Raw genomic sequence first — 23929 nt, forward strand, 5'->3', positions numbered from 1 at the left:
GAAGAACCATATTCACTTTGGCATTTGTATCCGGCTGGATAAACAGAGAGGATTTCTTCCAAAGTAAAATTGAGACAGTTGGGATGATTCTGCTTTTGCTAGCAATCATTTTCTTTCCAACAATTGCCAAAATATTAAGCAAATTAGCGAACAGGAAGTAAATCGACACAGTAGGGGTCAGGGCCCATTGATTTCGGTTATTCAGCATGCTTCACCGTGCCCAAAATAAGCGGTGAACCTGTCTGATCTTTTCTGGTTGAGCGACGAGCAGATGTCAGACCTGATTGCGCAGCCACTCCATCACTGCCGGGCGCACCGTCTGGTCGCCGCGATGGCGGGCGTCGGAGATGATCTTGCGCAGGTCCTGCAGGTTGGCGCGCAACAGCAGGCTTTTGACCGGGCCGATCGAGGCCGGGCGCATGGACAGGCTGCGGATGCCCATGGCGGCAAGGCAGATCGCCTCGACCGGGCGGCCCGCATCCTCACCGCAAAAGCTGAGCGGGGTGTTGGAAGGATTGCAGCGCTCGACGATGCGTTCGATGAAGGTCAGAAAGCTGACATTCAGCGTGTCATAGCGGCGGCGCACCAGTTCGTTTTCGCGGTCGGCGGCAAAGAAGAACTGTTTCAGGTCGTTGCCGCCAATGGAAATGAAATCCACCTCATCAAAGAATTTCTGAGGTGCAAAGGCCAGCGAAGGTGTTTCCAGCATCGCCCCTATTTCGAGCGTTTCCGGCAGCGGGTGGCCCAGCCGTTTTTCGCGCGCGATGGTTTTCTCGATCTCCCAGCGGGCGGCATAGAATTCCTCGGCCTGGGCGACAAAGGGGAACATGATGGTCAGCGGGCGGCCATTGGCGGCACGAATGAGCGCCTGAAGCTGCATCCGCATGACGCCGCGCTTGTCGAGGCCGACGCGGATCGCGCGCCAGCCCAGCGCCGGGTTCGGTTCGGCCACGTGCTTCATGTAGGGCAGCACCTTGTCCGATCCGATATCCAGCGTCCGGAACACCACGCGCTTGCCCTGCGCGGCGTCCAGAACCCGGGCATATTGCGCCACCAGCTCTGACCGTTTCGGCATCTGATTGCGGATCAGGAACTGCAGCTCAGTACGGAACAGGCCAACGCCCTCGGCCCCCGAGGAGGGCAGCGACGGCAGGTCGGCCATCAGCCCGGCATTCATCACCAGATCGATCTTGTGCCCGTCCAGCGTGACCGCGGGCTTGTCGCGGATCGAGCCGTAGCGTTCCTGCGCCTTGGCCTGCATGGCGATCTTGTCGCGGAACGCGCCGACGACGGTTTCCTCGGGGCGCAGGTGGACCACACCCTGATCGCCGTCGACCAGAATATGGTCACCATTCAGCGCTTCGGTCGTAATTCGACCGACATGCACCACCAGCGGGATCGCCAGCGCGCGGGCGACGATCGTCGCGTGGCTGCCGACCGAACCTTCCTCAAGCACGATGCCTCTGAGCGAACGGCCATATTCCAGCAGATCGCCGGGGCCGATATTGCGGGCCACGAGGATGGGATCGGGAGGCAGTTCCAGCCCGGTATTGTTCCCCTGCCCGGTCAGAATCCGCAACAGGCGGTTGCTGAGGTCATCAAGATCTGCAAGGCGTTCGCGCAGATAGGGGTCGTTCACCTGCTCCATCCGGGCGCGGGCCTGGGATTGTTCCTTTTCGACCGCCGCCTCGGCGCTGAGGCCGCGGGCGATGTCCTCTTCCATGCGGCGCATCCAGCCCTTGGAATTGGCGAACATCCGGTAGGCTTCGAGAACCTGCAACTGTTCCTTGTCGCCGCCCTGCGAGATTTCCAGCATCTTGTCGACGCCGACGCGCAATTCCTCGACGGATTCATTCAGGCGCTCAAGCTCGCGCTGCGGATCGTCGGCGATGGGGTTGGTGACCACCACGCGCGGCTCGTGCAGCCAGACATGTCCTTCGGCCGAGCCTTCCTGCGCCGGGCCGCCCTTGAGAACGACGGATTGCTGGTGCAGGGGCGACAGTGCCGCGCCCTCGCCGATGAAAGCGCCCAATTCGGCCATCTCGGCCAGAACCATGGCGACGACTTCCAGCGCATAGACCTCGTCGGCGGTGAATTCGCGTGCCTCGCGGGACTGGACCACGAGAACGCCCAGCTTTTCGCCCAGACGCTGGACCGGCACGCCGAGGAAAGACGAAAACCGCTCTTCCCCGGTTTCGGGCATATAGCGGAACCCTTTTTCCGACGGCGCGTTCGGGGTGTTGACCACCTTTCCGGTGTTGGCGACGCGGCCCACCAGCCCCTCGCCCATGCGCATGCGGGTCTTGTGCACCGATTCCGGCGCAAGCCCTTCGGTGGCGCACAATTCCAGCGTGTCCTCGTCGCGGAACAGGTAGATCGAGCACACTTCGCTGCGCATGCTGTCCGCGATCAGATGAGTGATCTGATTAAGGCGCTCCTGACCGGCGGTTTCGCTGGCCATCGCTTCGCGCAGCCGCACCAGCAGCTTGCGGGATTCTGTTTCGGTGCCGTCGGCCATGGGCCCCATCACTTTTCGGTGTCAGGCGCCCCAGTCGAAAAAACTCAGGCTGCCTTGTCCAGTTCAAACGCATCATGCAGCGCCTGAACGGCAAGTTCCATGTATTTCCGATCCACAAGCACGGAAATTTTTATCTCGGAGGTTGTAATAACCTTGATGTTAATCCCCTCATCCGAGAGCACCTTGAACATTTTGGCGGCAACGCCGGATTGCGAACGCATACCGATTCCCACGACCGAGACTTTTGCCACATCCGGTTCGATCTGCAAAATGTCAAAGTTCAGCGCGACGCCCTTGATGTCGTTCATGGCTCTTTCGGCGCGTTTGGTCTGATCGTTCGGCAGGCTGAAGGTCATGTTCGTGCGGCCCTCTTCCGAGATGTCCTGTACGATCATGTCCACGTTCACACCCGCATCCGACAGGGCCCCGAAGATGGTGGCGGCGATACCCGGGCGGTCAGCCACCGAGAGCAGGGTCATCTGGGCTTCGTCGCGGGAATAGGCCACACCGGAGACAACATTGGATTCCATGATTTCCTCCTCATCGACGACCAGCGTGCCCGCCTCGTCGGATTGTTCCTCGAAACTCGAAAGGACGCGCAGTTTTACCTTGTAGCGCATCGCCAGTTCAACCGACCGGGTCTGCAGCACCTTGGCCCCGAGTGAGGCCAGCTCGAGCATTTCCTCGAACGAGATCCGGTCCAGTTTCCGCGCCTTGCCGCAGATCCGGGGATCGGTGGTATAGACGCCGTCCACATCCGTGTAGATGTCACAGCGTTCGGCCCCGAACGCTGCGGCGAAGGCCACGGCGGTGGTGTCGGACCCGCCCCGGCCAAGCGTGGTGATGCGGCCTTCGGGGCTGATGCCCTGGAAACCCGCGATCACCGCGACCCTCATGCCCTCGCCGAATTTCTGGTTCAGATTGTCGGTCGGGATTTCCTCGATCCGGGCGGCGGAGTGGGCCGAGGTGGTGATCAGCGGCACTTGCCAGCCCTGCCAGCTGCGCGCGGGGATGTCCATTTCCTGCAGGGTCAGCGCCATCAGGCCGGCGGTCACGTTCTCGCCCGAGGACACCACGGCATCGTATTCGCGCGCATCGTAGAGCGGCGAGATTTCGTCGACCCATCCGACCAGTTCGTTGGTCTTGCCGGACATGGCCGACACGATGACGATCACGTCATAGCCCTTGGCGACTTCGACGCCCACACGCTTGGCCGCGCGGCGGATACGGTCGAGATTGGCAACCGAGGTGCCACCAAATTTCATCACGAGTACGGGCATGGGGCCAAAAGTCTCCGCGCCTAGGAATTCCGGTTCCGTGCCTCATATGCGAGGGGGCAGCCAAGGGCAAGTGGACAAAGGCGTTTCGGCTGCGGCAAGGCATCGCTTTACATTGCCGCCGGCGAGTGCCAGCTTGACGCTGTTCCCAAAGCGCAAGAGGTTTTTGATGCGAGCGTTTCTTTTGGCTTTCACCATGCTGTCCACCCAGGCCGCTGCACAAGAGGCAACCGTATCGGGGACCGATGGCCAGAGCGCGCTGGGAACAATTCCCTGTGCCGCCGTTCCCGGACAGCAGATAGAGAACTGCCACGCGGAACTGCGCCGCAATGATGATGGCACGGCCACGCTGGCGGTTCAGCTGAAAACGGGAGAGGTGCGGCGGATTTACTTCGAGGGGGCAGAGGCGGTCTCGTCCAGTTCCACCTCGGCCCTGTCCACGGAAACGCGGGACGATGTGCTGATGATCTTTATCGAGCCGGGCGAGGTTTATGAACTGCCGCGCAGGGCACTGACTTCTCAGTAAGGGTGCGCGCGCCCATCCCAGGTCTCGAAACAGCCCGTTGACGCCAGAGACAGCGCGTCGAACCGCTGCACGAGGCCATCGGCGGCCTCGTCAGTGGTGATGGCGGCGGCGGCCCCGCCCAGGTCGGTCTGCACCCAGCCAGGGTGATAGATGCCGACCGCAATACCATCGCGTTTCAGATCGGTGGCCAGATTGCGCCCGAGATTGAGCGCCGCCGCCTTGGACGCGCGATAGGCATAGCTGCCGCCGGGCGCGTGTTCGTGCGAGGCCATCTGCGACGAGATGATCGCTACCTTGCCATGTGCTGCGCGCAGGTTGGGCAGCAGTGCCTGGATGGACAGGAACACACCAGTGACGTTGGCGGCAAAGGTTTGATCCCACATCTCGCAGGGATACCCGTCGATGGTCTGGCCCTTGTCCAGATAGACGCCCGCGTTGCAGACAAGCAGATCGACCGGATCACCGTGCAGCGTGTCAGCCATTGCGCGGTGATGATTTGGGTCCGTCACATCCAGCAGGATCTGGAGGCTGCCGTCGCGAGCCGCACCGGTGACATCATGCCCCGCTTGCCGGTATCGCTCTGCCAGGGCCTTGCCGATGCCCCGGTTCGCCCCGGTGATGACAACATGCATGGGTCAGTTGGTCTTGCGGTTGGGCATGAAGGGCAATGGCGTCACCGGTACCCCTTCATCCACCAACGCCTTGGCATCTTCCATCCTGGCTTCGCCGTAGATCGACCGTTCCGGCGCTTCGCCGAGATGGATCTTGCGGGCTTCGGTGACGAATTCCTGACCCACGTAGTCGGAGTTTTTCTCGATCCGGCGGCGCATTTCGGCCAACGCCTGTTCCGCCGCAGTGGCCGGTGCGGACAAAGGCTTTTCGGCTTCGGCCGCTTTACCCAACGTAGTGTCCGCCATGGCCCGCGCCGGGCGCACCCGGGGCGTCATGATCGCCTTTTCGACCCCGCCGCCGCCGCAAACCGCGCAGGTCACCATCCCAGCCGCCGCGAGCTTGTCATAAGCGTCCGCAGACTGAAACCAGCTGTCGAAGCTGTGGCCTTCACTGCATTTCAGAGCGTACTGAATCATCTTTCACTCAATTCAACAGGTCTATGAATAGATATCCGGCCACCCGTCAAGATCAAGACTTGATCTGTGTCCGGCGCAAATGTTGTGGACAAAATCCGAATAGCATCCGGGCCAGTTCAGGCTCCTGCACGCAGGACGCCGCCTTGTGCGGCCGGAACCATTTCCGGCGGCGCTGGTCGCGTTCGGGAAAGTTTGAGGCAAGCCTGCAGACCCGGATCGGAAAAACCTTGACCAAGCAGGACAAATTTCCCTTGCTGGGCCGCATCTTGGTATAGGTGAAGCTGCCAATGCTGTCCGACTGACAAAGCCCGATCACGCCCGCCTCCTCCCAGGCTTCGATTGTTGCGGTTCCGGCAGCGTCGCGCGCACGGATCGGCCAGCCCTTGGGTATCAGCCACCGCCCGCTTCCGCGAGAAGTCACCAAAAGGATTTCCGGCTTGCCTTCGTGAACCCGATAACACAAGGCGCCATATTGTATGCCGACCGGCTCTTTGTCCTGCGTATTCAATAATTTGCTGGATATTTTTACGTTCATCAATCCTCCTGCCCCGCAGCCTAGCAGGAAATCCTTTCGTTGTCAGGCAGCACAAAACCGGAATTCGCCAGATATTGTAGCAATGACACGGCTGACCACGAAACCTTCGGCCCTGAAAAGTGACTGGCGGCTATTTCAGCATCTTTGCCGTCAGCCTTGTCAGCAACTCGTCCTGCGGAATGTCGGCATTGATGGCAAGGCGTCTCAGGCCGAAATGGACACCCGCAACCTGCTGGTAATAACGGGTATAGACATAGTTCGCACCCCCGCCCGCGACCGCGCCGAGAACCGGAACGGATTGCGCAGCGAGCTTTTGGCCCAGCGCGGCGGCCAAACGCGGCGCGACGCTCGCGATCAGCTTTTGCATGGTTGCCCCTGTCAGGGTCAACCGGATCGAGAAAAACCCCAGATCAGCCCCATCATCCTGCGCCAGAGGCCCGGCGGAGGCCAGCACGCGCACGCAGTCAAACATCACGTTTTCCGACGCCGGATCAAAGCCCTGCCGCGCCGCCTCGCCCTGAATGGCACGCAGCAGCATGGTCGTGGTGACCGGCAGTTCGACCAGGGCCGTGGGCAGGCCGCCAAACCCGCCGGCGGCGCCCATTGCGGTGGTTACGGCGGTATTTACCCAGGCCTTCTGGTCGGGCACGGCGCGGCGCGACCCCTGGGCCGCGCGCATCGCGACCCACAAGGCGCGCTCAGTGGCTTCGGTCAGACCGCCGCGAATGTTGGGTGGAAGTTGGTCGAGCAGGTTTTCCGCCTTGCCGCCCAACCGGTTGAGCAGCCGGATACCAATACCGCCCGCCGCGCGGTACTCGGCGGCAAGCCGATCCAGTTCCGCCTCGGCATCGACGGGTTCGACGATCACGATGTCGTGCATCCGCAACCACTCCTTTTCCTGGAAAAGATCGGTGTCCGCGCGGCAGGTTTCAATGGTTCATTTCGTCCAGCGGGTGACGGGCCCGCAGATTCCCGCCCAGCCACCGGACACGAGTTCCATGCCCAGAACCCGCTCCGGGTTGGTGGGCGGCGGCATTTCGACACCTTCAAGACGCGAGAAACCGAAGCGCGAATAATAGGGCGCGTCGCCGACCAGCATCACCCGGCGCCAGCCTTGTTCGCGCCCGGCCTCGACCCCTTCGCGGATCAGGAAAGCGCCCAGACCTTCGCCCTGATGGGTGGGATGGACGGCCACCGGCCCCAGCAGCAGCGCGTCATGCGCCCCGACATGAACGGGCCAGAACCGAATCGCCCCGGCCATAACATCGGTGCTGTCTCGCACAACCATCGACAGGCCGGGTACGGGCGGAACCTCGTCCCGCAGGCGATAGGAGGACAGCGCCTCGCGCCCGGGCGCGAAGCACAGGTCATAGAGGGCCTCGACCTCCCACCAGTCATCCGGCTGTTCCGGCCTGATTCCGAATTGCTGCACCCTGGCCCTCTTTTCACCTGTGGCAATCGCCCTAGCACTTCGCTAGGTCTGGATCAAACGCTTGGAGATCAGAATGTTTTATCGCCCCGAAGATGGCCACGGGCTGCCGCACAATCCGTTCAACGCGATTATCACGCCGCGCCCGATCGGCTGGATTTCAACCCGGGATGCGGACGGAACGAACAACCTGGCACCCTATTCGTTTTTCAACGGAGTCGCCTATACCCCGCCGCAGGTCATGTTTGCCACCACCGGGGCGAAACCGGACCAGGACGGCACCAAGGACAGCCTGGCCAATATTCGCGCCCGGGGTGTGTTCTGCGTCAACATCGTGGCCCACGCCCATCGCGACGCGATGAACGCCAGTTCCGCGACGCTGGGAAAGGACGTGGACGAGTTCGCCCATGCCGGGCTTACACCGGTCGAGTGCGAAACAATCAGCTGTGCCCGCGTCGAGGGTGCGCCCGCTGCACTGGAATGCAAGCTGACCCAGATCGTGACCCTGCCCGGAGAGGCCAACCAGATGGTTCTGGGTGAGGTCACCGGCATCCACCTGCGTGACGACTGCCTGCGGGAGGGCATATTCGACGTGACCACCTTTCAGCCTCTGGCGCGGCTGGGGTACCGGGATTATTCGGTGGTGCGCGAGGTCTTCAGCCTTGCCCGACCCGACGACTGACCGGCAGCCCCTACCCCCCGTTTCGGGCGTTCGACCTGAACTGCTGCGGCGACATCCCAAAGCTGACCGAAAAGGCGCGGCTGAAGGCGCTGCGGCTTTTGAACCCGGACCGGTCCGCGATCCGTTTGATCGGGTCACTTGAGTCTGCCAGAAACTGCGCCGCACGCGCCAGCCGAAGCTCGCGCATGAAGGACATCGGCCCCTGCCCGAACACATCCGAAAAATGCAGGGCGAATTGCGACCGGCTCAACCCGGCCTCCGCCGCCAAACGCTCGACCGACACGGCCTGACCGTCATCGCCCAACATCAGCTGCAGCGCGGCCCACAGGCGCGGCTCGGTCACGGCAACCAGCCAGCGGATGGCGGGGTCATCGCGCAGCATATGTTCGCGGAACAGCGAGATCAGGCATTGCAGCAGCAACGCGCGGATCATCGCATGGCTGCCCATCCGGGGCGCGGCAAGCTCGTCCAGAATACGACGCATCGCAGTTTCGACGTTACCGCACCGGGATATATCCAGGAACATCGGCTGGCGCAGCAGATCGATCAGCCCATGCGTTCCGCGCAAGCTGACATGAATATCGCTGCACAACACGCTCATGCCGCCGGTGGCCCCCTCGCCCGCGATATGGTGCTGCAGATTCAACCCGGCAGGATAGCAACCCGGTATATCCGTGCCCGGTGTGCCATGACTGTGCAGGGCGTGCCACTGGCATGCGGGAACAAGCACCAGGCAACCCGGTTCCATCTCTTGCGGGGGCAAGCCGCGATAGGAGAGATGGCCATGCCCAGCCAGCACGTAGTGCAGCCTCGTGGCGGGCGCCCGTCCCAGCCCCAGCGAGCATTCGCCGCGCAGCTCGCATAATGCAAAAGGATCGGCATCGATCTTCAGGGCATCAAGGATCAGTTCGTTTCTGTCCATATCCGGAGAATACCCCCGGCCCAGGCCAAATGGCATAAATATTCCATGAAATGTCACGTGAACCGGACGACAAGGCACCTGCGCGGCCTCAATATGAGAGCATGTCAATACCGGGAAAGGAGATATTCCATGTGCAATTGCCACGATCCCAACGACAAAAACCGCCTCACGCGCCGCCAGGCCCTGAGCGGAGGCCTTGCCATCGGCACGGCGGCCGCCGCCGCAGGCCTTGCGACTTCCGCGCAGGCGCAGGCAGCCGACCCGTACGCCGACCCTGCCGAGCCGGCGCTGCCGCCCAGCGACATGAAACTTGACCTCAGCCGCACGGCGCTGGTGGTCACCGACCCGCAGGTCGACTTCTTGCATCCCGACGGCGTGACCTGGGCCGTCGTCGGCCCCAGTGTCGAGGAACACGGCACCGTCGAAAACATCGAAAAGCTGTTCCAGGCCGCCAAGGCCGCCGGAATTGTCGTCGCCATCTCGCCGCACTATTACTATCCCACCGACAAGGGTTGGAAGTTCGAAGGCGCGCTGGAAAAGCTGATGCACAAGATCGGCATGTTCGACCGCACCAGCCCGCTGTCGCTGGACGGGTTCGACGGGTCGGGCGCGGACTGGATGCCGCAATACAAGCAGTATATCGAGGACGGCGAAACCGTCGTCGTTTCGCCGCACAAGATGTACGGCAACGACACCAACGACCTGTCGCTGCAACTGCGCAAGCGCGGCGTCGACCAGGTGGTTCTTGCCGGGATGAGCGCCAATCTGTGCACCGAAAGCCATCTGCGCGAATTGCTGGAGGACGGCTTCGAGGTCGCCGTGGTGCGCGATGCCACCGCCGCCGCGAAACTGCCCGAGGGCGACGGATACGCCGCGGCGCTGACCAATTTCCGCTATATGGCCAACGCGGTCTGGTGGACGGACGATGTCGTCAACATGATGAGCTGATACAGGGCAAGGCGGCCGGTGGGGCCGCCCTTTTCAAGATCAGTGACCGCCCAAAATACCGGTGCGGACCGGGTAATCCACCGCCAGGGCGTAATCCGGGTCATCGTCGCTGTCGATCATCAGATGCCCGGCTTTCTTGAGCAGCTTGTGACAGTCGCGGCTGAGGTGGCGCAGCATCACCTGTTTGCCTTCGGCCTCGTATTTCGCCGCCACCGCTTCGATTGCCTGCAGGGCGGACTGGTCGACGACCCGGCTTTCGGCAAAATCGACGATCACGGTTTCGGGGTCGTTCGCGATATCGAAAAGTTCGGTGAATCCATCTGTCGAGCCAAAGAACAGAGGCCCTTGAATTTCATAAACCTTGGCACCCTTCTCGGTGGCCGATTCGCGGGTGACCGCGTGAATGCGCTTGGCGTTGTTCCAGGCATAGGCCAGCGCCGAGACGATAACGCCCACCACCACGGCGACAGCAAGGTCCTCCATCACGGTCACGACGGTCACCAGAACGATCACGAAGGCGTCCATCAGCGGCACCTTGCGCAGGATGTTGAACGAGTTCCAGGCGAAGGTTCCGATCACCACCATGAACATCACGCCGACCAGCGCGGCCAGCGGGATCTGTTCGATCAGCGGTGCCGCGAACAGGATGAAGACGAGCAGGAACAGCGCCGCCGCGATGCCTGCGATACGGGTGCGGCCCCCGGATTTCACGTTGATCATCGACTGGCCGATCATGGCGCAACCGCCCATACCGCCAAAAAAGCCGGTAACGACGTTGGAGGCGCCCTGTGCGATGCATTCCTGCGACGCACCACCGCGCTTGCCGGTGATTTCACCCACCAGATTCAAGGTCAACAGGGATTCGATCAGACCGATGGCGGCCAGAATGACGGCATAGGGCAGGATGATCTCGAAGGTTTCCCAGGTCAGCGGCACCATCGGGATGTGGAATGCAGGCAGTCCCCCTTCGATCGAGGCCAGGTCGCCCACGCGCGGCACGTCCAGACCGAAGCCGATGACCAGCGCCGCGACGACGAAAATGCCTGCCAGAGGCGCCGGAATGAACCGCGTGACGCGCGGCATGACCCAGATCACTGCCATGGTCAGCGCCACGAGACCCAGCATGGTATAAAGCTGCAACCCCGACAGCCATTCGCCGCCGCCCATGCCGTGACCGGTGTTTTCCATACTGCCCGGCACCTTGAACTGGCCCAGCTGCGCCAGAAAGATCACGATGGCCAGACCGTTCACAAAACCCAGCATCACCGGATGCGGCACCAGACGGATGAACTTGCCCCATTGCATGACGCCCGCGATGATCTGGAGGATGCCCATCAGGACAACCGTCGCGAACAGGTACTCGACCCCATGTTCGGCCACCAGCGCGACCATGACCACCGCCAGAGCGCCGGTCGCGCCCGAGATCATGCCGGGGCGCCCGCCGATCAGGGCGGTGATCAGCCCGACCAGAAACGCCGCGTAAAGGCCGACCAGCGGGTGCACTCCGGCGACGAAGGCAAAGGCCACGGCCTCGGGCACCAGCGCGAGGGCGACTGTGAGGCCGGACAACAGTTCGATCCGCAGACGCGACAAGGTCAGCCCCTCATCCGGCATCCAGCGCAGATCGGGTATGGCAAGGCGATTGGCAAAGCTTGCCAGCAAAGCTCGGGGCATGAGACGGTCCTGTTGATCGGGTTGTTCGCGCGAAAGCGCCTTCTACCCGGTTGTTCGCCTTCGAGCTACCGGGCTGGACGGGACGCAGCCATGCGCCCCACGCATGGCGAAGTCTCGCGGCAACGTGACTTGAACCTTGGGGCGAGGGCCGCAAGGCTGTGTCATGCGCTGGTTTTGGATATTTCTGTTCGCCGCCGCGCCTGCATTGGCACAGGATTTGCAGGGCAATGACACGCCGGGAAACTGGCGTGTGACCCATCACGAGATCTTTGGCATCTGGAATTCCATGTGCGACGAGCGTGAGGAGGACGGTGCGCTGCGCCAGCGCTGCTATATCCGCCGGGTCGACGTTTTTTCGCCGCGTCCGGATTTCGCGGCACAGTTCCTGTTCATCACGCCTGAGCCCGACGGGGTCAGGGTTGATTTCGGGATGGAGGCGGGAACCCTATTCAGCCCTTCGGGATTTCGCATCGTAAACGGCGAACAAGTTATCTGGCGTACGCGACGCCCGGGATGCCTGATCGGTCTGAGCTGCACGTTCACTGGTGGTGCGGCGAGCGATCTGGTGGACGCGATGCAAAGCGGCGGCGCGTTCCGCTTTGCCTTTCGCGACCGGCACGGGCGGGCACAGGACCTGACCTGGCCGCTGACCGGTTTCGGCCCGGCGTGGGCGGATTTTCTGGAACGGTCCGCGGAGCGCGGCCTGACCGGAGGGCGGGAATAGCTGAGGTTCGGCCTTTACTTCGCACGGGCCTTATCGCTAACTCTCCGGCATGGGCGATCATTTGAAAGGGCTGGTCATTACGACGCTGGGCGTTCTGCTGATCGTGCCGGATTCGCTGTTTGTGCGGCTGATCGGCGCCGAACCGATGGTAACGGCGTTCTGGCGGGCGCTGACCGCTGGTGGGGTGGTGCTGATCGTGCTGCTGGCCGTGCAAGGGCTGAGCGGGTTTCGGGCGTTGCTGCGGAGCGGCTGGCCCGGCGTGACATACACGGTTCTGATCGGCTCTACCGCGCCTGCCTTTGTGCTGGCGGTCAGCAATACCAGTGTTGCGAATGTGGTGTTCATCTTTGCCTCGATGCCGATTTTCGCAGCGATTTTCAGCAGGATATTCCTGAAGGAACCCATTCGGCGGCGCATGGTGGTGACGATGTCGGTGGTCCTGACCGGTCTGGCGATGATCGCCTATGGATCGGGCGAGACGCAGATTTCGTCGTGGAAAGGGGACATCTGGGCCCTGTATGTGTCCGCCGCCTTTGCTGCAGCCCTGACCGCCGTGCGGAAGGTCAGGGACATATCGATGGTCCCGGCCATTCCGATTGCCTATATCGGCGCAGCTCTGGTGATCGGAATGTCCGTATCTCCGGTCGAGGCGTTCGAGCGGCAATGGCCGCTGCTTCTGGCCCATGGCGCATTCATCGGAGCGGCGTCGTGCCTGCTTTCGCTTGGTCCGCGCTATATCAGTTCGGCCGAGGTTTCGCTTCTGGTCCTTCTGGAATCCGTGCTGGCGCCCATTCTGGTCTGGGCGGTGATCGGTGAAGATCCCGGCCCCTGGGCGATTGCGGGCGGCGTGGTGGTAATCAGTGCGCTTCTGGTGTCGAACCTTGCGGCCCTGATGGTGCCCCGCCGCCGAACCGGAAGCACGGCCTGACGCAAACCGATATCCGAGCAATGTGACCCGATTGCGCCCGGGGAACGGGCACGCACCCCTTGCCATTCCCGGCGCAGCCCTTCAAAAATCCCGGCCAAACGACATGAACACGCAGGGAGAGCACAAGTGACCCAGACAAAAATCGCGGTGATCGGCGGATCGGGGATTTATGAGATCGACGGGCTGGAAAACGCAGAATGGGTCACGGTCGAAACCCCCTGGGGCACACCTTCGGACGAGATCCTGACCGGATCCCTTGACGGGGTAGGCATGGCCTTTCTGCCGCGTCACGGGCGGGGGCATGTGCATTCACCGACCGAAGTGCCCTATCGCGCCAATATCGACGCGCTGAAGCGGCTTGGGGTGACCGACGTGATTTCGGTTTCGGCCTGCGGGTCGTTCCGCGAACATATGGCGCCGGGCGATTTCGTGATCGTGGATCAGTTCATCGACCGGACATTCGCGCGCGAAAAAAGCTTTTTCGGAACCGGCTGCGTTGCCCATGTGAGCCTTGCGCATCCGACCTGCCCGCGTCTGAGCGACGCCTGCGAGACCGCAGGCAAGGCCGCAGGCATCAACATCCATCGCGGCGGCACCTATCTGGCCATGGAGGGGCCGCAATTCTCGTCGCTGGCGGAATCCAGGATGTATCGCGGCGTCTGGGGCTGTGACGTGATCGGCATGACCAACATGCCCGAGGCCAAGCTCGCCCGCGAGGCCGAGCTTTGCTATGCCTCGATCGCCATGGTGACCGATTACGACAGCTGGCACCCGCATCACGGCGAGGTGGATATCAGCGCCATCATCGCCACGCTCACCGGCAACGCCGACAAGGGCCGCGCAATGGTCAAAGGGCTACCGGCGCTGCTGGGGGCGAACCGCGCGCCCTGCCCGCATGGCTGCGACCGGGCGCTGGATTTCGCCATTCTGACCGCGCCGGACAAGCGCAACCCGGAACTGCTGGCCAAACTGGACGCGGTGGCGGGACGGGTGCTTTAAAGTCACTCGATCCGCACGATGCCCCATTTGTCCTTGGAGCGCGTCAGCCAACTTGCGTTGAGGACCGATTTGACCTTGATCGGCGATATCCGATCGGCACTGTCGTCATCGAACACAATGGATGTGTGCGACAATTGAACGAGTTCCAGATTCTCGACGGCATCCTTGTCGAAATACAGTGTCTCGACAATGAAGACCGAATGGTCCGGATCGCGCGCAAACTCCTCGACTTTCGCGAGACAGTCGGAATCGAAGGTGATCTGATTATCGGCCACCCAAAAACGTTTATTGAACTGCCATTCACGTGAAGCCTCGGCAGCACGCATCGTATTGCGGATCTTGTCACCGACATATTCGGTCACTGAGTCCATCGCGCCATTCCAGCCTTCCCCCCACCAGTTTCTACCGCGAATACTGACAAGTGACAGATCTGCCGAGCCACCACCGATCATCAGCTTGCAAATTTTGGTCGGCTTGAAATCCCGGGCCAGGTGATTGTAGGCATACGCCGCGCCCAGTTCAGGCCCATGCACGACGCCTTCGGACACGCTGTGTTTCTGGTAACGCAGATCCGCGTCGTCGGCATTCAGCAAAAGTTGACGGCTGGTGCCATAAAGCGCCAAAGCGCCCACTATGACTGCGACATAGGTCAGGTTCACTTTTACCATGATGGCACCTCCGGCTCAGGGTTGCTGCGGCAGAGGACAACACAAGGACCCGCCACAGTTGAAATACCCGTCGGGACAGGCATGACTGATTGAAGGCAACAACAAGAGAATGACCGCAAAGGCAAAGAAGTATGGTTTCATAGCTACTCTCCTTAAAATGTAGAGAAACTATACCAAAAGTTGAGCATCCTGGCTGTAACCCGGTTCACAGCCAGTATTCGCCTGAACCGCCCCGACTGCATGGATTTCTGGCCCTTCCGGGAGGAAGAGGGCTATCTGCCGCCGGTGGCTGAGACCTCCGCCGAAATGTGGTACAATACCCCCATTGTTTTCAGAAATTCGTGGGGGATTTTTCATGAAACAAGGTGCCATCCGCATTCTGCAGGAAGAGTTGAGCGCGGCCGGGTCATATTCCGGTCCGATCGACGGGCAGATCAATGCCGCTTTGGACGCGGCGGCCGCATCCCTGACCCATTCCCGCACCGGCGAGTTGTCGGGCGATCCAGATGGATGGAGCACCGCCCGAAAACGGGTTGCCGCGTTCCAGCTTGTCACTAAGGATGTCGGTATCGATCCGGGTGTCATAGACGGCCTTTGGGGAAGCCTGACGGAAGCGGCCTATAGCGATTTCCGCTTTTTCCGGGAAACCGGAGAATTGCCGATGGATTTCCGGGACATCGAGCCGCTGGACGTCAACCCCAACGGCTGGCCCACTGACAGGAGCGGTCAATCCGAGTTGTTCAGTTTCTTCGGCTTCAATCCGAATTCGGGCGGGCAGCCGGCCACCACGATCGTGACCGTGCCGTGGACGATGAAGCTGGACTGGGACCGTTCGGTCAAGACCAGCAAGATCGGCTGTCACCCGAAGGTGGCGCAGAGCCTCGAACGGGTGCTGGCCAACATCGCGGCCCGCTACGACCACGATGCCCGTGTCGATATGGGGCTGGACATCTATGGCGGGTGCAAGGCGGTGCGGCGCAAGCGCAATGGCTCGACATGGTCCACGCACTCTTTCGCTGCCGCCATCGATTGGGACCCGTCGCGCAACAAGCTGGACTGGGGCTGGAAGAAAGCCCGGCTGGCCCGCGCCGACTGTCTGGATTTCTGGCGCTTCTGGGAAGAAGAGGGCTGGGTGTCGCTTGGTCGGGAAAAGAACTTTGACTGGATGCATGTGCAGGCCATCAAACTGCCCTAGCTGGCCCTCCGGCTATGGACGCCTGCGCGTAGACGTTGTTTGATGCGCGGACGTTTCAGATTTGGTGTGATTCCATGCCCCTCGACCTCTGGTTTGCCTTTGTCGCCGCCTCGACCGCGCTGCTGCTGATCCCCGGCCCGACCGTGCTGCTGGTGCTGAGCTATGCCTTGTCCAAGGGGCGCAGCGTTGCGGTGGCCTCGGCCACCGGCGTGGCCCTGGGGGATCTTGTGGCCATGACCGCCTCGCTTTTGGGGCTGGGGGCACTGGTGCTGGCCTCGGCCGAAATGTTCATGGTGCTGAAATGGGCCGGGGCCGCCTATCTGATCTGGCTGGGCTGGAAACTGCTGCGCAGCGCCCCGTCGGAGGGGCTGGGAACCGTGCGCACCGAACGGAACGTGACGGCGGGCAACGTATTCGGTCATGCGGCGGCGGTGACGGCGCTGAACCCGAAATCCATCGCGTTTTTCATTGCCTTCGTGCCTCAATTCATCAAACCCGATGTGGCGCTGACGCCGCAATTCGCCATTCTCATCGCCACCTTTGTGGGTCTCGGCTGGCTCAACGCGCTCGCCTACGCCCTGCTCGCGGACCGGTTGCGGCGGCTGATCGCGCGTCCGAAGGTGATCACGGGGATCACCCGTGCCGGTGGGGTGACATTGATGGGCATGGGGGTGGCGACCGCGCTGCTGCGCCGTCCGGTCTAAGCTATTCTGCCTGCCGAATTCGCTTCCCAAGCGTCGGGGTCGATTTCCCCCCCTTGATCGGCGCGGCCCGATGGGTCAAACCCCCCAAGTGAACCATGTCAGCAAGGGGGGCCGCATGCCCAAAAGCACCTCGGTCAAGGACTATATCCGGACCATCGTCGATTTCCCGCACGAAGGGATCATGTTCCGCGACGTGACCACGCTGTTTGCCGATGCGCGCGGGTTTCGCATGGCCATCGACCAGATGCTGCACCCCTATGCGGGCGAGCGCATCGACAAGGTGGTGGGGCTGGAAGCGCGCGGGTTCATCCTCGGCGGTGCCATTGCCCATCAGTTGAGCGTCGGGTTCGTGCCGATCCGGAAGAAGGGCAAGCTGCCGGGCACGACCATCAGTCAGGATTACAAGCTGGAATATGGCGAGGCCATCGTCGAAATCCACGACGATGCCATCCGGGCGGGCGAAAAGGTACTGGTCGTCGACGACCTGCTGGCCACCGGCGGAACGGCGGCAGCCGGCATCAAGCTGATCGAGCGGCTGGGCGGCGATATCGTGTCCTGCGCCTTCATCATCGACCTGCCCGAGCTGGGCGGCCGCAAGGTGCTGGAAAGCATGGGCATGGATGTGCATGCGTTGTGCGAATTCGAAGGCCTCTGAGGCGTCATCCGACACGCAGAACGGCGCCGGGATTCATGATCCCGGCCGGGTCCAGCGTCGCCTTGATCGCCCGCATGGCCGCCAGTTTCACAGGATCACCATAACGTTCCAGATCGTCGACCTTCATTCGCCCGATCCCGTGTTCGGCACTGAATGATCCGCCATACTCGCGCACCAGATCGTGCACGGCCCGCTTGACGGCTTCGAGTTGGCCGTCAAACGCCGAACGGTCGACGCCCGGCATCGGATACAGGTTGTAGTGCAGGTTGCCGTCACCCAGATGGCCGAAACAGTTGATGCGAAACTCGCCCAGCTCCGCAACAACCCCGGTGGCGCGGCGGATGAACTCAGGAATAACCGACAGTGGCAGCGAGATGTCGTGGCTCGACACCGAACCGATCAGCCGGTTGGCTTCGGGGATATGTTCGCGGACCGACCACAATTCCTGCCGCTGCGCGTCGGACTGCGCCACGACACCATCCAGTACCCAGCCCTGATCCAACGCCGTTTCGAACAGCGCCTCCATGGTCCCTGCGGGGTCAAGCCCATGAGGCAAGCCAAGCTCGATCAGGACGCACCATTCGGGTCTGGGATCGAAGGGCTGGCGAATTCCGGGCAGCACCTCGGCGAGAAATTCCAGCCCCTGCCCATAGATCAACTCAAAGGCGCTGACCGCCTCACCGACGCGATCACGGGTGCAGGCCAGCAGTTCCAGCGCCGCCTCAGGGGACGGCACCACGACCATTGCGGTGCTGGTGCCCGCCGGGACGGGATAGAGCTTTAGCGCCGCCGCGGTAATGACGCCCAGCGTCCCCTCGGAGCCGATCAGCAGGTTGCGCAGATCATATCCGGTATTGTCCTTGCGCAACCGGGTCAGACCGTTCCAGATTTCGCCACTGGGCAGCACCGCTTCCAGCCCCAGGCACAGATCGCGGGCGTTTCCGTAGCGCAGCACATTCACCCCGCCCGCGTTGGCCGCCAGGTTGCCGCCGATCCGGCAGGTCCCCTCTGAAGCCAGCGACAGGGGAAACAGACGGTTCGCCGCGCACGCCGCCGCCTGAACGTCGGCCAGAATGGCGCCGGCCTCGGCCACCAGGACGTTCTCAGCCGGTTGCACCGTCCGGATCGCAGTCATCCGTTCCAGCGAGATCACCAGTGGCGCCGGTCCCTCGGGCATCACCTGCCCGCCCACCAGGCCGGTACCGCCGCCATAGGGAATGACCGGCACACGGGCCTCTGCCGCACAGCGGACCAGCGTGGCGACCTGCTGCACGTTTCGCGGCATGGCCAGAACTCCGGCCTGTCCGGCATAGCGCCCTCGCGGTTCTTCCAGATAGCGCGGTTCCACAGGGCGCAGCACATCTTGCGGAACTTCGCTTTCGAGGCGCGTGGCAAAGCTGTCATCGGCGGGATTCAGGATCATCCCTCACCCATGCCCAACTCGCATGCGTCGGGCAAGTCCTAATCGCGATCAATGAGATAGCGCGGCTCCAGCACCACGACCGTGGGCCGATCCGGCAGAGACCGCAGTGACACCTCGATCTCGGACACCCCGTCCCTGCGGATGGCGAAGTCGCCGCGGACGCCTGCAAGAAATCGTTCCAGCGAATAGCCAGAAAACCAGTGCATCGGAACGATGACCGAGCTTTTCAGGCGTTGCAGAACCGAAATCATCTGGGGCAGCGGCATGGTGGTGCCGCCATCGACGGCGGCCATCACCACGTCAAGCCGCCCAAGGGCCGCAAACTGCGCGTCGCTGGGGACATGGTGCAGGTGTCCCAGATGGCCGATGCACAGCCCCTCGACCTCGAAAACAAAGATCGAGTTGCCGCGCTCCTCGACCCCGCCATAGACCGAACGGATATCGGTCGAGACATTGCGGATCAGCATCTCGCCCAGATCCAGATGATGCTCGATCCCCTCTCCGAAAGGCCCCCAGCCTTCCAGAACATGGGGAATCGCCGGATCGGGAAACTGTGTCCAGTGGGTTTCATGCGCGTGGTTCATGGTCACGATATCGGGGATCAGATCGGCACCGCCGATAAAGCCGGTGAAATCGGTGACCGCGTTCAGCCCGCCGCGCGTCTGGATCAGGAACGAGGCATGCGCAATATAACTCAGCCGCACCGAATATTCCGGCACCGGATCCTGCCAAGCCGCCTTGTGCACATATTCGAGCCCCGGCGCGGCATCGGCAATCGCGATACAATGGCTAGGCCGCCGCTCCTGCGCCGCCACGCCCCCCGCGATCACAATCAAGGCCAGAACAACCCGCAACATGAGCCCAAGTGTAGCGCACTCCTGCGCCAAGTCACGTTTCAGATTTTCAACTTTTCAGAATTGCTCGGGGATCGCTGTTGGAACGCCATCGGTTCAAGACCCGATGGTGAAGGGCAGCGCCCCAATGCCCGCTCCTAAAGGGTTACCTACCCCGCATCCGTCCGGCCGCGCCGGTCGGACCGCAGGCTGGCATAGAGAACATGCGTCCGCCAGCGCCCGTTGATCTGCAGATAAGACTGCGCCACGCCTTCGTATTTGAAGCCCGAACCTTCCAGCAGCCCGCGCGAGGCGGTGTTTTCGGGCAGGCATGCGGCTTCGATCCGGCTCAGATCAAGGCGGGCAAAGGCATAGTGAACCACCGCTCCGATGGCCTCGCGCATGAAACCCTGCCGCGCAAAAGCCTGCCCGGTCCAGTACCCAAGCGTCCCGGCCTGCGCCGGGCCGCGCCGGATATTGTCCAGTGTGATCGCCCCCACCAGCGCTTCATCGGTCCGACGGAACAGGAACAGCGGAACGGCCGAGCCGTTCGAGATCGAACGCTGTGCCCAATAGACCCGGTTGGTAAAGGATTTCCGGTTGAGGTGATCCTCGGCCCAGACCGGCTCCCATGGGGTCAGATAGTCTTTCGAGGCGCGCCGGAGCGCGGCCCAGTCGTGGAAATCGGAATGCGCGGGCGGGCGCAGGCTGAGCCGCTCGGTCTCGAGTTTCAGCTTACGCTTGCCCAGCAGCATCACGCCGCGCGCCTCTCCTGCAGGTCCGCCAGTGAGGGCGCCGCATTAACCGGCCCGTAAAGCGCCAGCGCCGCCGGGGCCCTGACGGCCATGTCCTCGGCGAACCGGCGGACGTCGGCGGTGGTGACCGCATCGATCTTGGCCACGGTTTCTTCCAGCGAGGGCACCCGCCCCCAGATCTGCACCAGCCGGGCCAGGCGTTCTGCCCGGTTCGAGGGGCTTTCCAGCCCCATCAGCATCCCCGCCTTCATCTGGGCGCGGGCGCGGGCGACCTCTTCGGGCGTCATATCTTCGGCGGCGCGTTTCATCTCGTCGATGGTGATTCCGGCCAGCTCGGCAACCTGGGCGGCGGAGGTGCCGGCATAGATCGTGGTGGTTCCGGTATCGGCATAGGCCCCGGCCTGCGCAAAAATCGTATAGCAGAGGCCGCGCACTTCGCGGATCTCCTGAAACAGCCGCGAGGACATGCCGCCGCCCAGCGCCGAAGAATAGATCTGCGCGGTATATATGGCGTCATCGCGATAGCCCGGACTTTCGAAAGCCAGCGCGAAATGAGCCTGTTCCAGCGTTTTTTCGTGACGCGCCTCGCCGCCGATGAAGCGGGCGGGTTCGGCAATCAGTCCCTTGCGGGATTGCAGGTGGCCGAACATCTGTTCGGCCAGTCTCATCAGTTCGTCATGGTCGACGGCCCCGGCCGCGGACAGGATCATCTGTTCCGGGCCGTAATGTTCGGCGACAAAGGCGGACAGATCCTCGCGCGAAAAGGCGCTCACCCGTTCGGTCGGGCCCAGGATGGTGCGGCCCAGAGGCTGGTCGCGATAGCTTTCTTCCTGCAGCCAGTCAAAGATCACGTCGTCGGGCGTGTCATGGGCCTGTCCGATCTCCTGCAGGATCACGCCGCGCTCGACCTCGATTTCGCGCGGATCGAACACCGGGTTCATCACGATGTCGCCGATCACATCCAGCGCCAGCGCCACGTCGTCCTTGAGTACGCGGGCATAGTACGCCGTCACTTCGCGCGAGGTATAGGCATTGATATAGCCGCCCACATCCTCGATCGCTTCGGCGATTTCAAGCGCCGAGCGCCGCTCGGTTCCCTTGAACGCCATGTGTTCGAGGAAATGGGCAATGCCGTTCTGTTCGATGCGTTCATGGCGGCCGCCGGCGGCCACCCAGATGCCAATGGCTGCCGATTGCAGCCCCGGCATGTGCTCACTGACGACACGAAAGCCGTTGGCCAGTTGGTCCTGAATTACTGTCACGCAGAAATCTGCCCTTTGATATGATCCTGAATGGCGCCCAGATCGTTGGCGATGCGGGTCACCCGTTCCGGACGTTCATACAGATCAGACATGCGCGAGGGAAGAGGCGGATGCACGCCGCTGGCCTGTTCCACGGCTGCGGGGAATTTTGCCGGGTGCGCGGTGGCGAGCGTGATCATCGGAACCTCATCGGCCCGGCGGGCCTCTTCGGCCACTTTCACGCCGACCGCCGAATGCGGGCAAAGAAGCTCGCCGCTGGTCGCCAGCGTCGTCTTGATCGCGGCAAGCGTTTCCTCTTCCGAGGCGCGGCCGGAATCGAAGCTTTCGCGCAGCGCTTCCATAGCGCCCTGGCTGACGTCAAAGCCGCCCTGTTTCAGCTCATCCATCAGCTGCGCCACGGCGCCGCCATCCTCGCCATAGGCATAGTAAAGCGCGCGTTCGAAATTGGAGCTGACCTGAATGTCCATCGACGGGCTGATCGAGGGGATGGTGTCGCCCTTGTAGTACCCCTCGCCTGAAAGACAGCGGTGCAGGATGTCGTTCTGGTTGGTTGCCACCACCAGCCGGTCGATGGGCAGGCCCATGCGCTTGGCGATGTAGCCTGCGAAGATGTCGCCGAAATTGCCGGTGGGCACGGTAAAGCTGACCTTGCGGTGCGGCGCGCCAAGGCTGGTGGCGGCCGAGAAATAATAGACCACCTGCGCCAGCACCCGAGCGAAGTTGATCGAGTTCACGCCCGCCAGCTTGACCCCGTCGCGGAAGTCGAAATCGTTGAACATGTCCTTCACGGCGGCCTGGCAATCGTCGAAATCACCGTCGAGCGCCAGCGCATGCACGTTGCTGTCGGAGGGCGTGGTCATCTGGCGGCGCTGGACCTCGGAGACGCGGCCATGCGGGAAGAGGATGAAGACGTCCACCGCGTCGAGCCCCCGGAACGCCTCGATCGCCGCCGAGCCGGTATCGCCGGAGGTCGCGCCCACGATGGTCACCCGTTCGCCGCGCTTTTTCAGCGCTACCTGGAACAGCTGGCCGATCAGCTGCATGGCGAAGTCCTTGAAGGCCAGTGTGGGACCGTGGAACAGTTCGAGCAGGAAGTGGTTCTCGTTCAGTTGTTTCAACGGCGCGCGGGCGGCGTGGCCGAAACCGTCGTAGGCGCGTGCGATGATCGCCCTGAACTCGTCCTCGGCAAAGGAGCCGCTGACATAGGGCCACATGACGCGGAATGCGATCTCCTCATAAGGCCGCCCGGCCAGCGCCGCGATCTCTGCCTGTGTCATCTGCGGGATTTCGGCAGGCAGATAAAGGCCACCGTCGCGAGCGAGACCTGTCAGCATCGCGTCTTCGAATGTCAGTTCGGGCGCCTGCCCGCGGGTCGAAATATATTTCATCGCTCTCAGCTTTCGTCTTTGGCGCGGCTGCGCCACAGGAAATAGGCAGTCATGGCGGCCCAGACAGCGGCCAGACCAAACCAGGTGACTGCATATTGCAGGTGATCGTTCGGGATGCCCGCAGCGTCGACGGGCAGAGGCATTACATCCGGATCGGTTGCCTGCCTTGCGATGAGCAGCACCGGCTCGGCTTCCAGATGGTTGGCCAAGGCCGGAACGTCGCGGGCAAACCAGATATTGCTGTTCAGGTCCGGCTCGGGCGTGTAGCCGTCGATTTCGTCCGGCCAGTGCAGGTTGCCGATGACGTCCATCGGACCGCCCTTTCGCGTGTCCAGCTTGGCGGTGGTGGGAATGAATCCCCGGTCCACCAATATCGTGCGGTCTGCGATCCGGAACGGTGAGATCACGCGGTATCCGGGCCCGACCTGTTTGACCGACACCAGAACATGCACTTCGCCGGTCAGCATTTCACCAGAAACCGCAACCGGCAGGAAACGGTCCGTCAGCACGTCGGGCTGGTCCGGCAAACCGCCCGCTTCGCCAGCAATCCGGGTGTCGATTTCGGTCAGCAGCGCCTCTTTCCAGGCCAGACGCCGGACCTGCCAGGTGCCTAGCGACAACAATATCGCCAGTCCGGTCAGACCGAATATCAGCAGGAACAGGATACGGCGCATTTGGGGTCCAGTCGTCATGGGCTGCGGGATGTCCGCGAACCGGTGCCTTGTTAAGGCCGCAGGACGCAGGATTGCAACCGATCAATTGTATGCAGGGCAATCCGACGGGTCACGGAACGTAA

At 62.3% G+C, this 23929-nt stretch carries 25 protein-coding genes; 9 read left to right on the plus strand and 16 right to left on the minus strand.

The genetic code is table 11. The features are described from left to right. Positions 1 to 274: 274 nt before the first annotated feature. Both ptsP and ACR0AO_RS16670 read right to left on the minus strand, forming a co-directional pair. Positions 275 to 2518: a phosphoenolpyruvate--protein phosphotransferase gene (gene ptsP, locus ACR0AO_RS16665; protein WP_480605759.1), complete on the minus strand. Its 2244-nt coding sequence runs from the start codon at positions 2516 to 2518 to the stop codon at positions 275 to 277. Between the two features lie 44 nt (positions 2519 to 2562). Continuing rightward, positions 2563 to 3798, minus strand: coding sequence for an aspartate kinase (locus ACR0AO_RS16670; protein WP_480605761.1), 1236 nt, complete (start codon positions 3796 to 3798; stop codon positions 2563 to 2565). A gap of 166 nt (positions 3799 to 3964) precedes the next feature. Between ACR0AO_RS16670 and ACR0AO_RS16675 the strand changes: the two genes are divergently transcribed. After that, entirely contained in the window at positions 3965 to 4321 is a 357-nt protein-coding gene (locus tag ACR0AO_RS16675; RefSeq protein WP_480605764.1) for a hypothetical protein, read from the plus strand. Here the strand turns inward: ACR0AO_RS16675 and ACR0AO_RS16680 are convergent. The 5 genes from ACR0AO_RS16680 to ACR0AO_RS16700 all read right to left on the minus strand — a co-directional run bounded on the left by ACR0AO_RS16680 (position 4315) and on the right by ACR0AO_RS16700 (position 7376). Continuing rightward, positions 4315 to 4953 carry an SDR family NAD(P)-dependent oxidoreductase gene (locus ACR0AO_RS16680; RefSeq protein ID WP_480605766.1) on the minus strand — a complete coding sequence of 213 codons (639 nt, stop codon included), beginning with the start codon at positions 4951 to 4953 and terminating at the stop codon, positions 4315 to 4317. The genes ACR0AO_RS16675 and ACR0AO_RS16680 overlap by 7 nt on opposite strands. Positions 4954 to 4956: 3 nt before the next feature. Further along, positions 4957 to 5409, minus strand: coding sequence for a DUF1178 family protein (locus ACR0AO_RS16685; protein ID WP_480605768.1), 453 nt, complete (start codon positions 5407 to 5409; stop codon positions 4957 to 4959). Positions 5410 to 5461: 52 nt separating this feature from the next. Continuing rightward, positions 5462 to 5944, minus strand: a complete 483-nt coding sequence (locus ACR0AO_RS16690; RefSeq protein ID WP_480605772.1) for an NUDIX hydrolase — start codon at positions 5942 to 5944, stop codon at positions 5462 to 5464. A 130-nt stretch (positions 5945 to 6074) separates the two neighbouring features. After that, positions 6075 to 6824 carry an EcsC family protein gene (locus tag ACR0AO_RS16695; RefSeq protein ID WP_480605773.1) on the minus strand — a complete coding sequence of 250 codons (750 nt, stop codon included), beginning with the start codon at positions 6822 to 6824 and terminating at the stop codon, positions 6075 to 6077. Positions 6825 to 6881: 57 nt separating this feature from the next. Beyond that, positions 6882 to 7376, minus strand: coding sequence for a GNAT family N-acetyltransferase (locus tag ACR0AO_RS16700; protein WP_480605775.1), 495 nt, complete (start codon positions 7374 to 7376; stop codon positions 6882 to 6884). 73 nt (positions 7377 to 7449) lie between these two features. Here ACR0AO_RS16700 and ACR0AO_RS16705 point away from each other — a divergent pair, with 73 nt between their 5' ends. Beyond that, positions 7450 to 8055, plus strand: a complete 606-nt coding sequence (locus ACR0AO_RS16705; protein ID WP_480605778.1) for a flavin reductase family protein — start codon at positions 7450 to 7452, stop codon at positions 8053 to 8055. Positions 8056 to 8065: 10 nt separating this feature from the next. Here the strand turns inward: ACR0AO_RS16705 and ACR0AO_RS16710 are convergent, their stop codons facing one another. Further along, positions 8066 to 9013, minus strand: coding sequence for a helix-turn-helix domain-containing protein (locus ACR0AO_RS16710; protein WP_480605780.1), 948 nt, complete (start codon positions 9011 to 9013; stop codon positions 8066 to 8068). A gap of 93 nt (positions 9014 to 9106) precedes the next feature. On the opposite strand from ACR0AO_RS16710, the gene ACR0AO_RS16715 reads away from it, so the two are divergent. Then, positions 9107 to 9925: a cysteine hydrolase family protein gene (locus tag ACR0AO_RS16715; protein ID WP_480605783.1), complete on the plus strand. Its 819-nt coding sequence runs from the start codon at positions 9107 to 9109 to the stop codon at positions 9923 to 9925. Positions 9926 to 9964: 39 nt separating this feature from the next. Here the strand turns inward: ACR0AO_RS16715 and ACR0AO_RS16720 are convergent, their stop codons facing one another. Further along, a complete protein-coding gene (locus ACR0AO_RS16720) occupies positions 9965 to 11599 on the minus strand; it encodes a SulP family inorganic anion transporter (RefSeq protein WP_480605784.1) in 1635 nt (544 codons plus the stop codon). Positions 11600 to 11762: 163 nt separating this feature from the next. Between ACR0AO_RS16720 and ACR0AO_RS16725 the strand changes: the two genes are divergently transcribed. From ACR0AO_RS16725 to ACR0AO_RS16735, 3 genes are all read left to right on the plus strand, one after another. Further along, positions 11763 to 12323, plus strand: a complete 561-nt coding sequence (locus ACR0AO_RS16725) for an invasion associated locus B family protein (RefSeq protein ID WP_480605786.1) — start codon at positions 11763 to 11765, stop codon at positions 12321 to 12323. A 49-nt stretch (positions 12324 to 12372) separates the two neighbouring features. Continuing rightward, entirely contained in the window at positions 12373 to 13251 is an 879-nt protein-coding gene (locus ACR0AO_RS16730; RefSeq protein WP_480605789.1) for a DMT family transporter, read from the plus strand. A gap of 126 nt (positions 13252 to 13377) precedes the next feature. Next, complete coding sequence (locus ACR0AO_RS16735; RefSeq protein WP_480605792.1) at positions 13378 to 14250, plus strand: S-methyl-5'-thioadenosine phosphorylase; 873 nt, start codon at positions 13378 to 13380, stop codon at positions 14248 to 14250. A gap of 2 nt (positions 14251 to 14252) precedes the next feature. On the opposite strand, the gene ACR0AO_RS16740 is transcribed toward ACR0AO_RS16735, so the two are convergent. After that, the gene (locus ACR0AO_RS16740; RefSeq protein WP_480605794.1) at positions 14253 to 14918 is read right to left on the minus strand and encodes a hypothetical protein; all 666 of its coding nucleotides are present in this window, start codon (positions 14916 to 14918) and stop codon (positions 14253 to 14255) included. Positions 14919 to 15273: 355 nt separating this feature from the next. Here ACR0AO_RS16740 and ACR0AO_RS16745 point away from each other — a divergent pair, with 355 nt between their 5' ends. The 3 genes from ACR0AO_RS16745 to ACR0AO_RS16755 all read left to right on the plus strand — a co-directional run bounded on the left by ACR0AO_RS16745 (position 15274) and on the right by ACR0AO_RS16755 (position 17472). Beyond that, positions 15274 to 16113 (plus strand): hypothetical protein, encoded by an 840-nt coding sequence (locus tag ACR0AO_RS16745; RefSeq protein ID WP_480605797.1) that lies wholly within the window; start codon positions 15274 to 15276, stop codon positions 16111 to 16113. 74 nt (positions 16114 to 16187) lie between these two features. Next, positions 16188 to 16817 (plus strand): LysE family translocator, encoded by a 630-nt coding sequence (locus ACR0AO_RS16750; RefSeq protein WP_480605800.1) that lies wholly within the window; start codon positions 16188 to 16190, stop codon positions 16815 to 16817. Positions 16818 to 16932: 115 nt separating this feature from the next. Beyond that, positions 16933 to 17472: an adenine phosphoribosyltransferase gene (locus ACR0AO_RS16755; RefSeq protein WP_480605802.1), complete on the plus strand. Its 540-nt coding sequence runs from the start codon at positions 16933 to 16935 to the stop codon at positions 17470 to 17472. A 4-nt stretch (positions 17473 to 17476) separates the two neighbouring features. Here ACR0AO_RS16755 and ACR0AO_RS16760 read toward each other — a convergent pair whose 3' ends face one another. The 6 genes from ACR0AO_RS16760 to ACR0AO_RS16785 all read right to left on the minus strand — a co-directional run bounded on the left by ACR0AO_RS16760 (position 17477) and on the right by ACR0AO_RS16785 (position 23807). Then, positions 17477 to 18895, minus strand: a complete 1419-nt coding sequence (locus tag ACR0AO_RS16760) for an FAD-binding oxidoreductase (protein ID WP_480605805.1) — start codon at positions 18893 to 18895, stop codon at positions 17477 to 17479. 38 nt (positions 18896 to 18933) lie between these two features. Next, entirely contained in the window at positions 18934 to 19752 is an 819-nt protein-coding gene (locus tag ACR0AO_RS16765) for an MBL fold metallo-hydrolase (protein ID WP_480606017.1), read from the minus strand. A 146-nt stretch (positions 19753 to 19898) separates the two neighbouring features. Beyond that, entirely contained in the window at positions 19899 to 20483 is a 585-nt protein-coding gene (locus ACR0AO_RS16770) for a GNAT family N-acetyltransferase (RefSeq protein ID WP_480606020.1), read from the minus strand. After that, the gene (locus ACR0AO_RS16775; RefSeq protein ID WP_480605807.1) at positions 20483 to 21745 is read right to left on the minus strand and encodes a M16 family metallopeptidase; all 1263 of its coding nucleotides are present in this window, start codon (positions 21743 to 21745) and stop codon (positions 20483 to 20485) included. Before ACR0AO_RS16775 ends, ACR0AO_RS16770 begins: the two co-directional genes overlap by 1 nt. Further along, positions 21742 to 23133 carry a threonine synthase gene (thrC, locus tag ACR0AO_RS16780; RefSeq protein WP_480605810.1) on the minus strand — a complete coding sequence of 464 codons (1392 nt, stop codon included), beginning with the start codon at positions 23131 to 23133 and terminating at the stop codon, positions 21742 to 21744. Before thrC ends, ACR0AO_RS16775 begins: the two co-directional genes overlap by 4 nt. Before the next feature lie 5 nt (positions 23134 to 23138). After that, positions 23139 to 23807, minus strand: coding sequence for an SURF1 family protein (locus tag ACR0AO_RS16785; protein ID WP_480606023.1), 669 nt, complete (start codon positions 23805 to 23807; stop codon positions 23139 to 23141). Positions 23808 to 23929 lie beyond the last annotated feature (122 nt).

The sequence above is a fragment of the Ruegeria sp. AF8 genome, assembly GCF_056541825.1.

Bases quoted from the DNA above. Each gene is read 5' to 3' on its own strand.
- ACR0AO_RS16745 (WP_480605797.1), top strand. From the start codon at position 15,274: ATGAAACAAGGTGCCATCCGCATTCTGCAGGAAGAGTTGAGCGCGGCC.
- ACR0AO_RS16720 (WP_480605784.1), bottom strand. From the start codon at position 11,599: ATGCCCCGAGCTTTGCTGGCAAGCTTTGCCAATCGCCTTGCCATACCC.
- ACR0AO_RS16730 (WP_480605789.1), top strand. From the start codon at position 12,373: ATGGGCGATCATTTGAAAGGGCTGGTCATTACGACGCTGGGCGTTCTG.
- ACR0AO_RS16715 (WP_480605783.1), top strand. From the start codon at position 9,107: ATGTGCAATTGCCACGATCCCAACGACAAAAACCGCCTCACGCGCCGC.
- ACR0AO_RS16680 (WP_480605766.1), bottom strand. From the start codon at position 4,953: ATGCATGTTGTCATCACCGGGGCGAACCGGGGCATCGGCAAGGCCCTG.
- thrC (WP_480605810.1), bottom strand. From the start codon at position 23,133: ATGAAATATATTTCGACCCGCGGGCAGGCGCCCGAACTGACATTCGAA.
- ACR0AO_RS16710 (WP_480605780.1), bottom strand. From the start codon at position 9,013: ATGCCATTTGGCCTGGGCCGGGGGTATTCTCCGGATATGGACAGAAAC.
- ACR0AO_RS16675 (WP_480605764.1), top strand. From the start codon at position 3,965: ATGCGAGCGTTTCTTTTGGCTTTCACCATGCTGTCCACCCAGGCCGCT.
- ACR0AO_RS16685 (WP_480605768.1), bottom strand. From the start codon at position 5,409: ATGATTCAGTACGCTCTGAAATGCAGTGAAGGCCACAGCTTCGACAGC.
- ACR0AO_RS16670 (WP_480605761.1), bottom strand. From the start codon at position 3,798: ATGCCCGTACTCGTGATGAAATTTGGTGGCACCTCGGTTGCCAATCTC.
- ACR0AO_RS16785 (WP_480606023.1), bottom strand. From the start codon at position 23,807: ATGCGCCGTATCCTGTTCCTGCTGATATTCGGTCTGACCGGACTGGCG.
- ptsP (WP_480605759.1), bottom strand. From the start codon at position 2,518: ATGGCCGACGGCACCGAAACAGAATCCCGCAAGCTGCTGGTGCGGCTG.
- ACR0AO_RS16755 (WP_480605802.1), top strand. From the start codon at position 16,933: ATGCCCAAAAGCACCTCGGTCAAGGACTATATCCGGACCATCGTCGAT.
- ACR0AO_RS16705 (WP_480605778.1), top strand. From the start codon at position 7,450: ATGTTTTATCGCCCCGAAGATGGCCACGGGCTGCCGCACAATCCGTTC.
- ACR0AO_RS16725 (WP_480605786.1), top strand. From the start codon at position 11,763: ATGCGCTGGTTTTGGATATTTCTGTTCGCCGCCGCGCCTGCATTGGCA.
- ACR0AO_RS16740 (WP_480605794.1), bottom strand. From the start codon at position 14,918: ATGGTAAAAGTGAACCTGACCTATGTCGCAGTCATAGTGGGCGCTTTG.
- ACR0AO_RS16760 (WP_480605805.1), bottom strand. From the start codon at position 18,895: ATGATCCTGAATCCCGCCGATGACAGCTTTGCCACGCGCCTCGAAAGC.
- ACR0AO_RS16695 (WP_480605773.1), bottom strand. From the start codon at position 6,824: ATGCACGACATCGTGATCGTCGAACCCGTCGATGCCGAGGCGGAACTG.
- ACR0AO_RS16770 (WP_480606020.1), bottom strand. From the start codon at position 20,483: ATGCTGCTGGGCAAGCGTAAGCTGAAACTCGAGACCGAGCGGCTCAGC.
- ACR0AO_RS16765 (WP_480606017.1), bottom strand. From the start codon at position 19,752: ATGTTGCGGGTTGTTCTGGCCTTGATTGTGATCGCGGGGGGCGTGGCG.
- ACR0AO_RS16750 (WP_480605800.1), top strand. From the start codon at position 16,188: ATGCCCCTCGACCTCTGGTTTGCCTTTGTCGCCGCCTCGACCGCGCTG.
- ACR0AO_RS16690 (WP_480605772.1), bottom strand. From the start codon at position 5,944: ATGAACGTAAAAATATCCAGCAAATTATTGAATACGCAGGACAAAGAG.